We start from the raw sequence: 12643 nt of genomic DNA, 5'->3' as shown, positions 1-12643 counted from the left end.
TGCATATGTTCCTGTCCATCACCGACGTGTTCAAAATCGGGGTCGGCCCGTCGTCGTCCCACACGATGGGGCCGATGACCGCGGCAGCGCTGTTCTTGGCGGACCTGCGTGGTGGAGCGGAACGCATTCCCGGCGCGGGCGATCTGGGTGCTGTCACCGTCACGCTGCACGGCAGCCTGGCGTTTACCGGCAAGGGCCACGCGACGGACCGCGCCGTGCGTCTGGGTTTGCTGGGCATGGAACCGGCAACCTTTGATGCGGACATTGCCGAAGCACTGGATGCAGAGCTGCATGCGAAAAAAACGATTCTGGCCGACGGCCTGCCGCCGCTCCGGTTCGACCCCGACAAGGACGTAATTTTCGACTATGGCCCTGCGCTGGATCTGCACGCCAATGCGCTGGTGTTCCGCGCGTTCGATACCGGCGGACGCCCCTATTACACCCAGACCTATTATTCCGTCGGCGGCGGTTTCGTGATGACAGAGGCCGAACTGCGGGCCGAACGCGACGGCGGCACGACAGCCCGCACACCGGAACACGCCTACCCCTACGCCTTTGCCACCGCGCGCGAGATGCTGGCGATGGGCGAGGCCTCGAGCAAGAGCATCGCCCAGATGAAACGCGCCAACGAGGCGCTGATCCACGGGGGCGATGTCGACGCAAAAATCGACGCAATCTGGGCCGCGATGGACGACTGCATCGACCGTGGGCTGGCCACCGACGGCATTTTGCCCGGCGGGTTGAACGTGCGCCGCAGGGCCCGCGCGATCCATGACAAACTGCTGGCAGAACGTGGCACGAACCAAGCCCAGCCGCATGTCGCCAACGACTGGATGAGCGTTTACGCCATGGCCGTGAACGAGGAGAACGCCGCCGGTGGCAAGGTCGTGACATCCCCCACGAACGGGGCCGCCGGTGTAGTACCTGCGGTGGGGCGATATTACCGCGACCATTGCGTCGGGGCCACGTCACAGGGCCTGCGCGATCTGCTGCTGACGGCGGCCGCCATTGGCGGGTTGATCAAGCATAACGCCAGCATTTCAGGCGCAGAGGTCGGCTGTCAGGGCGAGGTGGGGTCAGCCGCCGCCATGGCTGCCGCCGGGTTATGCGCGGCCCTTGGCGGGACCAACGCGCAGATCGAGAACGCGGCCGAGATTGCGCTGGAACACCACCTTGGGATGACCTGCGACCCGGCGGCGGGGTTGGTGCAGGTGCCTTGCATCGAACGCAACGCGCTGGGCGCGATCAAGGCCGTCAGTGCGGCCAGCCTCGCCCTGCGCGGCGACGGCGCGCATTTCATGCCGCTGGATAACTGCGTGCAGGTGATGCTGGAAACCGGGCGCGAAATGGACGCCAAGTACAAGGAAACCTCGACCGGCGGCATCGCGGTCAACTTACCCGAATGCTGACGGTTGCAACGCGCAGCGCAGCGCGGCACGATCGCACCATCTGCAAGGGGGGAACAGCATGACCGAGACCTATATCTTTGGTGCCGCGCGCACGCCGATGGGCGCATTCATGGGCGAATTGGCCGGGGTCGAGGCCACGCAACTGGGTGCCACGGCGATCACTGCAGCCCTGTCGCAGTCGGGCATTGCTGCCGATCAGATCGACGAGGTTTTCATGGGCAATGTCCTGCCAGCTGGACTGGGACAGGCCCCCGCGCGGCAGGCCGCGATCCATGCAGGCATCCCGCAGCGCACACCGTGCACCACCGTGTCAAAGGTCTGTGGTTCAGGCATGCGCGCCGCGATGTTTGCGCAGGACGCCGTTGTCTTGGGCCATGCGGAACTGGTCGTCGCGGGCGGCATGGAAAGCATGTCCAACGCCCCATACCTGCTACCCAAGGCGCGGGGCGGCTACCGCATTGGCCATGGACAGACGCTGGATCACATGATGCTGGACGGGCTGGAGGACGCCTATGACATCGCCCCGGACGGCACCCGCCGGGCGATGGGCACGTTTGGCGAGGATTGCGCCGCGCACTACGACTTTACGCGCCAGCAGCAGGATGATTTCGCCATCGCCAGCGTCTCGCGCGCGCAGCAGGCGGCGGCATCAGGCGCATTCGACTGGGAGCTGTCCCCCGTGACGGTCAAGACCCGCAAGGGCGATCAGGTCATCGACAGTGACGAAGGTCCGCGCCGGATCGACCCCGCGAAAATCCCCGGCCTGCGCGCAGCGTTCAAAAAGGACGGCACCATCACGGCGGCATCGTCATCGTCCATCAACGATGGTGCGGCAGCACTGATCATCGGCGGTGCGACCGCGGCCAAGGCGCATCAGCCCATCGCGCGGATCGTGGGCCAAGCGGCCTTTGCTGCGGCACCGGGCTGGTTCACTACCGCCCCCATTCACGCGATGGACCGGTTGTTCGACCGCATCGGCTGGACCTACGCGAACGTCGACCTGTTCGAGATCAACGAGGCTTTTGCCGTGGTGCCCATGGCCGCCATGAAGGACCGCGACATCCCCCACGACAGGGTCAACGTCCACGGCGGGGCCTGTGCGTTGGGGCATCCCATCGGCGCATCGGGCGCGCGGATCATCGTAACCCTGCTGGGAGCCCTGCGCGCGCGGGGCCTGACACGCGGTGTCGCATCCATCTGCATTGGCGGCGGCGAAGGCACCGCCATCGCGATCGAGCTGATCTAAAGCGGAAAGCCAAGGCGATGGACAAGGTTGAGCCATGCCTTGCGCCAACCACCCTTGGTGTCGACCTCGTTCAGCGCGTGCATCGTCAGCGCGGCCCCCAGCCAGCGGAACGGTTCGCGCGGGATGCTACCCGGAAGGGTGCTGGCCAGCGCAAGGTCCAGATCGGGCGATCCGGTCCGGTCCAGCGCCTCTAGCCCCAGCCGCGCGCCGAAACGCGATCCGGTGACACCGAACCCCGAATAGCCGCCCGCATAGATGCCCTTGCCGCCATAATAGGGTTGCAGATGCACCGCCATGCGGGTGGTCAGGTCAATCGGGCCGGACCACGCGTGCGAGAATTTCACGTCGCCCAGTTGCGGAAAGGTCTGCGCGAAATAGCCCGCTAGGCGTTCGTAGACCTGCGGTTGCCGGTCGCCAGCCGGGTCGGTCGCGTCGTTGAAATAGTATCCGATCCGCCCGCCATAGACGATCCGGTTATCGCGGGTCAGCCGCATGTAGTTCAGCTGTGTGCGGGTGTCGTAGATCCCCTGCCGGTTGGACCAGCCAATGCGGTCCATCTGTTCGGGTGTCAGCGGTTCCGTTGCCAGAACCCGGTCACGCATGGCCACGACATAGCGTTTGATGTTCTTGTGCCCCGCGCCCCAGGCATTGGTGGCAAACAGCACCCGCCGCGCGTCGATGCGTCCGTCGTGGGTGGTAATGCGCAGTTGCGCCCCCAGATCCGTGACCGACAGCATCGGCGTGTGTTCATGAATCCGCACACCCAGCGTCAGTGCAATCGCCTTGAGTCCCCAGGCCAGTTTCGCAGGCTGCACCGTTCCGGTCCGCTGCCGCGACCAGATCGCACCCTCGAACAATGGTGACGCGACCTGCGCCTGTGTCGCGGCACGGTCCAGCATCACCGCGTCGTGGCCGTGCTGCTGATGCAGGGCGTATTCCTCTTTCAGGTCCGGCAGATGCGCAGGATCGACAGCCACCGTCATTTCGCCACCCCATTCAAGGTCAGCGTCAATGCCATAGCCTTCGATGGTATCGCGCCAGGCGTCCAGGTTTTCGACGCCCAGACGTTCAAGCACATCCATGTCACCCGGAAAAACCCGTTTGGCATTACCCAGCCCGTGAATGACGGATGTGGACACAATCCCACCGGGTCGCCCTGATGCCCCATGCGCGACCTTGCCTGCCTCGATCACCATCACGTCGCGTTGGGGGTCACGCTGTTTGGCGATAATCGCAGCCCACAGACCGGTGAATCCTCCACCGACGATCAGCAGATCGGTTTCCGCCGGTCCGATCAGGTTCGGACAGCTGTCAGGTGCCTGTCCGTCATCCAGCCAGAACGGATAAAATGTAACGTCCGACAACGCGGTCATGGGGCTGCGATCTTGTAACCTGCGGCATCCAGCGACGCCGCCAACTGCCGTGCAATTGCCAGCGCTGCGTCACCGTCGCCGTGCACGCAGATCGTATCGATGGGCACGCGCAACAGCTTGCCTCCCGTCGTGGTGATACCGCCGTCACGCAACATCGCCACGATCCGGTCGGCGGCCACCTGCGGGTCGTGGATCATGGCCCCCCGCTGGCTGCGGTCGGTCAGCGTGCCGTCATCGTTATAACTGCGATCGGCAAAGACTTCGGACGCCGTAGCAGCCCCCAGATCGCGGGCGGCCTGTTCCAGCGCCGTTTGCGGCATGACCACGAGGGTCAGATCAGGCTGCACGGCCAGCGCTGCACGGTAGCAGGTTGTCGCCATCTCGAGGTTCTCTGACGCCATGTTGGACAGCGCGCCATGCAGTTTGACGTGCGCCAGACGCGCGCCGCGCGCCTGTGCAAGCGCCATCGCCGCCCCCAGCTGATATTGGATCATATGGGTCAATTCCGGTCCCGACAGCGGGATGCGGCGACGGCCGAACCCTTGCAGGTCGGCAAAGCCGGGGTGTGCGCCGATGGCGACACCTGCCGCCAGTGCAAGATCCATCGTCCGCCCCATGGTGACCGGATCGCCCGCATGAAATCCGCAGGCAATGTTGGCGGAACTGACGATGTCCAGCAGTGCCGCGTCATTGCCCATCGGCCAGGGGCCGAACCCTTCGCCCATGTCGGCGTTCAGATCGACGGAACGGGTCATGTCGTTAGCTCCTATGGGTCACCGGCGGTCACGCCGTCGATCAGTTGATATGACAGCAGGTCGGGAATGTCAGCGGGGTCACGCACCAGCGGCCTGACCTGCGCCGCGGCCTCGCGCAGGCGTTGTCCGACGCTGCGATAGGCCGCATCAGCCTGTGCAATGGTGACCCATTCAAACCGCAGCGGCGCGCCGCTGGCTGCCTGTGCGACACGCAAGAGGTCGTCTGCGATCACCGTACCGATGCGGGGGTAGCCGCCGACGGTCTGGCATTCGGCCAGCATCACAAACGGCGTCCCGTCACCGGTGATCTGCACATCACCCACCCGGATAAAATCCGACACCGGCCCCCGCGACCCTGATGGCCCAAGGCGGTTTCCATCGTAGTCAAGCGGTGATCCCGTGCGACTGCTGCGGGCACCGCGCCCAAAGGTGATCTGCGTCAGACGCTGGCGCATGGCCGGATCGAACATCTGCGTTTGCGGGCCGGGCATGATCCGCAGCAATCCGCCTGACAGGCGGTCCTCGGGCGTGATGATCTGTGGCGGGCGGTCGCGCTGCGGGTCCTGCCCGATCACCAGCGTATCACCTGCCGCAAGAGGTGCGCCCAGACCGACCGACAGATGCGCTGACCGGCTGTCCAGCACGCCCTCGCCCCTGACGCCACCCGCCGGAACCAGATAGCCGTAGGCCCCGGCCAGCACACCGCCGATCCGCAGGTCCTGTCCCGGATGCAGCACGTGCGATGCATTCCAGCGCAGCGGCTGGCCATCGATCTGCGCATCCATTCGGGCCCCTGTCAGCGCAAAGCGCATCGGCGCATCGGTGCGGAATGTGCCACCCAACCCGGCCATCTCGATGCCGGCAACAATCTCGCTCAGCCCCAGCAGCGCGGCCCCCTCGATCAAGGCAGCGCGGTCCATTGCGCCACCCGGCGACAACCCGACACCGATGCGTCCCGGCCGGCCCATGTCCTGCACCGTCATCAGCGGGCCAGCCTGGTCGATGTGCAGGATCGTCATGTCAGCGTCGCGCATGTGGCACCGCCCAGCCCATCGGGCTGGTTCCGACGTAATTGGTCGATGGTTCCGGCATCGGTCGCAGCAAACTGCACGCAGTCGCCCGCCTGCAATGCAAAGGGATCGGGGCGGTCAGGCTGGAACGGGACAAAGGCACAGCGACCGATCCAGCGCCACCCGGTCGGGCTGGGATTGGCAAACAGCACAAGCTGGCGCAGGGCCGTCACCAGCGCACCCGCTGGCACCTGCGGCGTGAGGTCGGTCTGGCGCGGCATGTCCCATGCATCCGGCAAATACCCCAGATAGGGCTGCCCAGGGGCAAAGCCGATGGCCAGCACCGAGAGCTGCGCATCGGTCAATGCGGTTATCGCTGCCGTTTCCGTCAGACCGGCGTGGCGCGCCACATCAGCCAATTGCGGGCCGTCGAAAACGGCCGGAATCGTCCAAAGGCGCCTCGGCCCGTCATCCGCGTCAACGGATGGCTGCAACAGCACCTCACGCAGACGATCTGCCAGTTGTGCCCGCGAAATCCGGTCCGGCGCGAAACGCACCAGCACAGAGGCAAGCGCGGTCGCAATCTCGACCACGCCTTCGATCCTCGCGTGCTCAATCACCCTAGCAGCGGTCAGGGCGGGTTGCGTGGCGACCTCGAACCCATCGCCGAACCGCACCAGAATACCGTCCTGTCCCATCGGGTGCAGGTCCATCTGCGGGGCTGTTGTCAGCTGTGACACCTGGGGATCCTCTCTCGGGCACATCGCAGGGCAATGGTCACTGCCGTCCAGACAGCCACCATGCCGTCATCGTTCTGCACCGACAGCATTGCCGTTTCCAGCCGAACACACAAGAAATCGCCACGAGGGTAGTCGACATGATACCAACTCCGGGGCAAGGTTCGTGATGCGCGCTGGGGTTGCACCGCGCCATTCAAGGAGGTGAGCGACGCAAGATGAAGATGCTGACGAACAGACGGCGTATTCTGGGTTGGGGGGGTGCCGCACTGGTTGCGCTGGCCGGGGCCACAGCAGCTGTTGCGCAAACCGTCGACCTCGATTCGCTCGAATACGATCTGGTCCAGCTCGAACCCAACTTCGTCTTTCTGTTTCCGATGGATGGTCTGGTCGTGGTGGGTGCCGACGGCCCCCCCGCCAATCCGCAGGGATTGCTGACAGAACCTACCCATGTGCTGACGCTGGAATGGCAAGGGCGGCGGGTCTACATCGACCGTGTCGACATTACCTTTGACCTGTTCCACATTGACTGGCTGCTGGTGCAGAGCAAGTTTGACCGCGTCGATATGTTCGAAAACCAGATGTTCGCCAATCAGCAGGGCCTCGAGGTTGGGCGTCAGGTCATTTCGGACCCGTTCGCACCGGGCCAACGCCTGATCCGTTACTTTGCCATCGTAGGGAACAATGGCTATCTGGTCAGCCCCGCAGATAGCAGTGCCAACGCGTTTTCCGATCTGATCGCGGGCAGCATGACCTACCTGGGTAGCGATGCGCCATGGGGGCAACTAACGCCGACACAACCGGTCACGTTTGGCGATTTCAGCGTGATGGTCGATCGCGCCTTGACCGTCGATAATGGCCCCGACGGCAACCTGATCGTGCGCAACGCCGGATCGCTGGATGACAGCAGCGTCGTGCTGCGTGTCGCCGACACTGCCGGACTGGATGACCCGCGGCAGGACTTTGTCGATCGACTGGTCGCAGAGGGATACACCCCGCAGGACACGACCCGCGAATTCAACCGCCTGTCCATGATCATGACCCGCCCCGATGAAAGCCGATACATCGCCTATATGACGGTTGGCGAAAACGGGACGACCGTATCGCTGGTCACCCCGTCCTACATCGACAACGCGCCGCTTTGGCTGGCGGCACACAAGCTTTATATTGATGCAACCAACGCACTCGAGGACATGCCCTGATGCAGAATTTGAAAACAGTCACACTTTGCGCCGCGATCGTGGGGGCCGGGCCTGCCGTGGGTCAGATTGTCGATACCTCTGAAAACGGTGAATGGCGCACGATCGAGAGCGAGACCGTTCTGGAAATCCCGGATTGGCCCGAGGTACGCGACCGCGTCCTGTCGCTGTGGGGACCAGACGATCTGGTCGAGATTCCGCTGTCACCTGACAATATTCTGGGCGCGCCTGATCTGCCTGAAACCTACACATCCAGCGTTGACGGGGTCGAGGTCGTCCACCTCGAGGGGGCACCCGATGATCCACAGGCGCTTGTGTTTCTCGCCCAGCTCTTTCCCGATATCGGTGCAGAAGATCTGACCGAATTTCAGGATGGCGTGCGCATGGAAACGATCAACCTCTATGCAGACCGCTACGAGGTGACCGTGCTCTTTCTTGACCGCGTTGATGACGTGACCGAACCCGCAGCCCCGGCGACGGCGCCCGGCACGCTGGGCGATGCGCTTGAAACCGCGATGCGCGACACTGGCGCGCTGGACGATGATCTGCCCGGATTCAGCATGTCCAACCCGTTCATCTTTGTCGAATTGCCGGTCGCGCAGGTCACGCCGCTGGTACAGGACGTCATTTCCGGGCGCGGTATCGACGTCACGGCGACCGAAATCCCCGGCAGCGGCACACAGTTCATGGGCGTGAGCGCAGGTGGTGCGACCCTCGTGAATGTCAGCGCGGTCGAGGACGGCGTCACGATGATCACGCTGGTGTCACAGCCCGAAGGCTGAGGCACAGACTGACCGAAAAGGTCAGCGAGAAAGCCCTGAAATGCAAAAAGCCCCCGCATCGCTGCGGGGGCTTTCGTTTTGTAGCGAGGGTCTGATTACAGACCGGTGCTGACGTCGATCGTGTTGCCTTCTTCGAGCGTCACGTAGGCCTTCTTGACGTCCTTACGGGTGCCCAGCGAACCGCGGAAGCGTTTCACTTTGCCCTTGGTGATCGTCGTGTTGACGGCCTTGACCTTTACACCGAACAGGGCCTCGACGGCCTGTTTGATCTGCGGCTTGTTGGCGTCAATGGCGACCTCGAAAACAACACCGTTGTTTTCGGATGCCAGCGTGGCCTTTTCCGTGATGATCGGCTTGCGGATCACGTCGTAGTGTTCTGCCTTGGCGCTCATTTCAAACGGGCCTCCAGTGCTTCGATACCGGCCTTGGTGATGACCAGCGTATCGCTTTTCAGGATGTCATAGACGTTGGCACCCTGGCTGGGCAGCACGTCAATGTTGGCGAGGTTCTGTGCCGCACGGCTGAAGTCGGCGTTGACCTCGGCACCGTCGATGATCAGCGCACGCTTCCAGCCACGCTCGGACACGTGCTTGGACAGTGTGGACGTCTTGGCGTTCTCGATTGCCAGAGCGTCGATGATGACCAGCTCACCGGCCGCCTGCTTGGCGGACAGCGCGTGGCGCAAACCCAGCTTGCGGAACTTCTTGGTCAGCTCGTGACCGTGGCTACGGGGCACCGGGCCCTTGTAGACACCACCGTGACGGAAGATCGGCGCGCCCTTGGACCCGTGACGTGCGCCACCGGTGCCTTTTTGGCGATAGATCTTCTTGGTCGAGTAGGACACTTCGGACCGACCCAGCGTGGAGTGCGTACCAGCCTGCGCCTTGTTACGCTGCCAGCGCACGACACGGTGCAGGATGTCCTTGCGGGGCTCCAGACCAAAGATGGCGTCGTCCAGGTCCACGGACCCTGCGGATGCGCCGTCAAGTTTGATTGCATCAGCTTTCATTGTTGTCACCACCTTCAGCAGCGTTGGTTTCGTCCGTCGTCGGCGCATCTGCAGCAAGTTCGGCCTCGGCAGCTTCCAGAGCTTCCTGTTCGGCTTTTGCTGCTGCTTCTGCTGCGGCGGCTTCAGCGGCTGCGGCTTCTGCTGCTGCTTCTTCGGCCAGACGCTTGGCTTCGTCGTCCAGCGACTTCAGACCGGCGGGATAGATGACGTTCTCGGGTGTCGGCTTTTTCACCGCATCCTTGATCGTGACCCAACCGCCCTTGGAACCGGGAACGGCACCCTTGACCATGATCAGGCCACGGTCGGCGTCGGTACGGATGACCTGCAGGTTCTGGGTCGTCACGCGGGCAGAACCCATGTGACCGGCCATTTTCTTGCCCTTGAAGATCTTGCCCGGGTCCTGACACTGACCGACCGAACCGTGCGAACGGTGCGACACGGACACACCGTGCGAGGCACGCAGACCGCCAAAGTTGTGACGCTTCATCGCGCCGGCAAAACCTTTACCAATGGATGTGCCACAGACGTCGACGTACTGGCCTTCGAAATAATGGTTCGCGGTCAGCTCTTCGCCGACGTTGATCATGTTTTCTTCGGCAACGCGGAATTCGGCGACCTTGCGCTTGGGCTCGACGTTTGCAGCGGCAAAGTGGCCACGCATGGCTTGGGAAACGCGCTTGACCTTGGCTGTGCCTGCGCCCAGCTGGACAGCAGTGTAGCCATGCTTGTCGGCGGTGCGCTGAGACACGACCTGAAGCTTGTCAAGTTGCAGAACGGTCACCGGAATCTGGCGGCCGTCTTCCATGAACAGACGGGTCATGCCCATCTTTTTTGCGATAAGTCCTGTGCGGAGCATATTGATCACTCCCCCTTACACGCTGATCTGCACGTCAACGCCAGCGGCGAGGTCGAGCTTCATCAGGGCGTCAACGGTCTGCGGCGTCGGATCGACGATGTCCAGCAAGCGCTTGTGCGTGCGGATCTCGAACTGGTCGCGCGACTTCTTGTCGATGTGCGGACCGCGCAGAACGGTGAATTTTTCAATCTTGTTCGGCAGCGGGATCGGGCCACGCACGGATGCGCCGGTGCGCTTTGCAGTGGAAACGATCTCTGCGGTGGAGGCGTCGAGGACGCGGTAGTCAAACGCCTTCAGGCGAATGCGGATGTTCTGGCTGGCTGCCATGTGACATCACCCCTATTTGCAGGGCTCTAACGGAGAGGAAGATGCAGGCTCATCCGGCACCCTCGTCGCGTCTTATGGTCCAACGGAAAAGGGCGCGCACAGCGCACCCCGGTTGGATTTGGCCGCTATAGGGCGTCACTTGGGGGGAGTCTACCCCGTTTTCTGGCGAACACGGTATTTTCGGCGGATTATCGACCGCCTACAGACTGCCCAGCAAAAGTTGCATCGCCAGCAGTGCGATGACGCCACCGACCAGGATCTCGACTGCAACCAGAATCCGGGCGGTGGCCGCGCCAGATGCGACCTGGGACAACACGCTTTCACGCAGGCCGACGGCCGTCAGTGCAACCAGTCCCGTCAGGCTGGCGGTACCGATCCCCATGATGAAAACGCCGACGATACCAGCCCAGACCAGCCCAAGCGCATATGTCAGGATCAACAAGAACAGCGCACCCGTGCACGGACGGATTGCAATCGCACCGACGATCACGACCGCATCCCTGACGGAACGGATCCCGGCTGCCTGCGCGGGGGTCGGTGCATGCGCATGGCCGCAACTTGCACAGACGCCGTCATGATGATCGTGGGCGTGGTGATCGACGTGACCGGAGACAGGCTTGCGGAAAGCCAGCGCCTTGCGGCCCCCGCGCAGGAACAGCCACAGGCCAACACCCGCGATCATTGCATAGCTCATCGGTGCCATGACACCATCCGCGACGCCGCCGACCTGTTCGCGCCCCCATCCAAAAACCCAGATTGCGAGGTAGACCAGAACGACTGCCGACAGGGCCTGCGCGAGTGAGGACACAACTGCGAGGCCCATCAACCGCCCCACTGGAACGCGCGCACCCAAGCCATAACCACCGATCACCAGCTTGCCATGTCCAGGGCCTGCGGCATGCACAAAACCATAGGTGAAACACAGCGTCCACAAACCGGCCAGCGCACCGGGCTGCCCGCCCCTGAGGGCGCGCAGACTGGCGGCCATCGCATTCTGGACATCCCGTTGTGTCGCACTGGCCCACTGCCCTATCGCACCCGCCAGCGCCCCCCAAACGGCCCAGCCCACAGCCAGGACGCCGATCGCGATGGCAATCCAGACTACGTTTCGCATGTGATCGTGATGGTTGCGGCAAATTCCACACCGACAGCGGGGAATTCCTCGTCAGGACCGACATCGCTGGCGGGCCGACCGTAAAGCAGTTCTTCGACCAATGCGTAGGCGTTGTGCAGATCGGGCGGTGTCACCGCGCTGGAACACTGGTCCGTGCCGGTGATGTTGACGGGTTCTAACAAGTCGTAGGCGACATAATAATATGGGTCATAGACCCGCACCGTCAGCGGATCACCCGTCAGACCGGGATCAAGCGGGCGGGTATGTACCTCTCGTACAAGACCGTTTTCAAAGACCATGCGGTGATCCTGCTTGGGCAGAAGCCTGACAACATCGTCATTCTGCATGACCTCTAGGTCCCCGTTGAAATCGGCGGGCCATTCCGTCACGGCCTGCGCCAGGATCGCTTCTTCTTGCGGGGTCAGGACCAGATCACCGTCCAGATCGATTCCCAGATCGGACGTCAGCAAGAGCGAGAAATAATCATCATACAGCCAGCTGAGTTCGACAGCCGTCGGCACACCATCGGTATAGACGACAGTCACAGAGGCCGTGACGAAAACATGCGGATGCGCCACGGCGGAAACCGTGGGGAAACAACAGGCAACAGCAGTGGCAAACAGTCTAGGACGCATGTCCATCGCATAAGGTATCGCGGCTGTGCTGACAATCTGACGGCAATGACGTGGCGGTGATATGCCGATTCCGACGCAAGCCCACCGCCAAGCAAAAGGCCGCCTCCTTTCGGGGGCGGCCTTTCGGATGTGTGTCGTCGCTGCGGGCGATGCCCGCGGTGCGGCTTATTCGACGATCTTGGACACCACGC

The 12643-nt window shown here is 63.0% G+C and carries 14 protein-coding genes; 4 read left to right on the top strand and 10 right to left on the bottom strand.

Annotation, left to right across the window (positions count from 1 at the left end; genetic code table 11):
- The first annotated feature begins 5 nt into the window (after positions 1–5).
- Together LGQ03_RS13580 and LGQ03_RS13575 are read left to right on the top strand one after the other, a co-directional pair.
- On the top strand, positions 6–1409 hold the full coding sequence (locus LGQ03_RS13580) for an L-serine ammonia-lyase (RefSeq protein ID WP_226748838.1): 1404 nt from the start codon (positions 6–8) through the stop codon (positions 1407–1409).
- Between the two features lie 58 nt (positions 1410–1467).
- The gene (locus LGQ03_RS13575) at positions 1468–2655 is read left to right on the top strand and encodes an acetyl-CoA C-acyltransferase (protein WP_226748837.1); all 1188 of its coding nucleotides are present in this window, start codon (positions 1468–1470) and stop codon (positions 2653–2655) included.
- On the opposite strand, the gene LGQ03_RS13570 is transcribed toward LGQ03_RS13575, so the two are convergent.
- The 4 genes from LGQ03_RS13570 to LGQ03_RS13555 are packed head-to-tail and all read right to left on the bottom strand — an operon-like array spanning position 2652 to position 6533.
- Complete coding sequence (locus LGQ03_RS13570) at positions 2652–4028, bottom strand: NAD(P)/FAD-dependent oxidoreductase (protein WP_226748836.1); 1377 nt, start codon at positions 4026–4028, stop codon at positions 2652–2654. The genes LGQ03_RS13575 and LGQ03_RS13570 overlap by 4 nt on opposite strands.
- Positions 4025–4783, bottom strand: a complete 759-nt coding sequence (locus tag LGQ03_RS13565; RefSeq protein WP_226748835.1) for a LamB/YcsF family protein — start codon at positions 4781–4783, stop codon at positions 4025–4027. Before LGQ03_RS13565 ends, LGQ03_RS13570 begins: the two co-directional genes overlap by 4 nt.
- 11 nt (positions 4784–4794) lie before the next feature.
- The gene (locus LGQ03_RS13560; protein ID WP_226748834.1) at positions 4795–5817 is read right to left on the bottom strand and encodes a 5-oxoprolinase subunit C family protein; all 1023 of its coding nucleotides are present in this window, start codon (positions 5815–5817) and stop codon (positions 4795–4797) included.
- Positions 5799–6533, bottom strand: coding sequence for a 5-oxoprolinase subunit B family protein (locus LGQ03_RS13555; protein ID WP_226748833.1), 735 nt, complete (start codon positions 6531–6533; stop codon positions 5799–5801). The genes LGQ03_RS13560 and LGQ03_RS13555 overlap by 19 nt, the downstream gene beginning before the upstream one ends.
- A 221-nt stretch (positions 6534–6754) precedes the next feature.
- Between LGQ03_RS13555 and LGQ03_RS13550 the strand changes: the two genes are divergently transcribed.
- A complete protein-coding gene (locus tag LGQ03_RS13550; protein WP_226748832.1) occupies positions 6755–7732 on the top strand; it encodes a hypothetical protein in 978 nt (325 codons plus the stop codon).
- Complete coding sequence (locus LGQ03_RS13545; RefSeq protein ID WP_226748831.1) at positions 7732–8511, top strand: hypothetical protein; 780 nt, start codon at positions 7732–7734, stop codon at positions 8509–8511. The genes LGQ03_RS13550 and LGQ03_RS13545 overlap by 1 nt, the downstream gene beginning before the upstream one ends.
- Positions 8512–8606: 95 nt before the next feature.
- Here LGQ03_RS13545 and LGQ03_RS13540 read toward each other — a convergent pair whose 3' ends face one another.
- From LGQ03_RS13540 to LGQ03_RS13515, 6 genes are all read right to left on the bottom strand, one after another.
- The gene (locus tag LGQ03_RS13540) at positions 8607–8903 is read right to left on the bottom strand and encodes a 50S ribosomal protein L23 (protein ID WP_056032227.1); all 297 of its coding nucleotides are present in this window, start codon (positions 8901–8903) and stop codon (positions 8607–8609) included.
- Positions 8900–9520 (bottom strand): 50S ribosomal protein L4, encoded by a 621-nt coding sequence (gene rplD / locus LGQ03_RS13535; RefSeq protein ID WP_056032224.1) that lies wholly within the window; start codon positions 9518–9520, stop codon positions 8900–8902. The genes LGQ03_RS13540 and rplD overlap by 4 nt, the downstream gene beginning before the upstream one ends.
- Positions 9510–10376 carry a 50S ribosomal protein L3 gene (gene rplC, locus LGQ03_RS13530; protein ID WP_056032220.1) on the bottom strand — a complete coding sequence of 289 codons (867 nt, stop codon included), beginning with the start codon at positions 10374–10376 and terminating at the stop codon, positions 9510–9512. The genes rplD and rplC overlap by 11 nt, the downstream gene beginning before the upstream one ends.
- A 15-nt stretch (positions 10377–10391) precedes the next feature.
- Positions 10392–10703 carry a 30S ribosomal protein S10 gene (gene rpsJ / locus LGQ03_RS13525; RefSeq protein WP_056032218.1) on the bottom strand — a complete coding sequence of 104 codons (312 nt, stop codon included), beginning with the start codon at positions 10701–10703 and terminating at the stop codon, positions 10392–10394.
- 199 nt (positions 10704–10902) lie between these two features.
- Positions 10903–11817 carry a nickel/cobalt transporter gene (locus tag LGQ03_RS13520; RefSeq protein ID WP_226748830.1) on the bottom strand — a complete coding sequence of 305 codons (915 nt, stop codon included), beginning with the start codon at positions 11815–11817 and terminating at the stop codon, positions 10903–10905.
- Positions 11805–12452 carry a DUF1007 family protein gene (locus LGQ03_RS13515; RefSeq protein ID WP_226748829.1) on the bottom strand — a complete coding sequence of 216 codons (648 nt, stop codon included), beginning with the start codon at positions 12450–12452 and terminating at the stop codon, positions 11805–11807. Before LGQ03_RS13515 ends, LGQ03_RS13520 begins: the two co-directional genes overlap by 13 nt.
- Between the last annotated feature and the right edge of the window lie 191 nt (positions 12453–12643).

It is taken from the genome of Loktanella gaetbuli, assembly GCF_020531945.1.
GTDB lineage: Bacteria > Pseudomonadota > Alphaproteobacteria > Rhodobacterales > Rhodobacteraceae > Loktanella > Loktanella gaetbuli.
The sequence above is the reverse complement of the archived record's forward strand: the minus strand, read 5'-3'. Positions and strand labels throughout refer to the sequence as shown.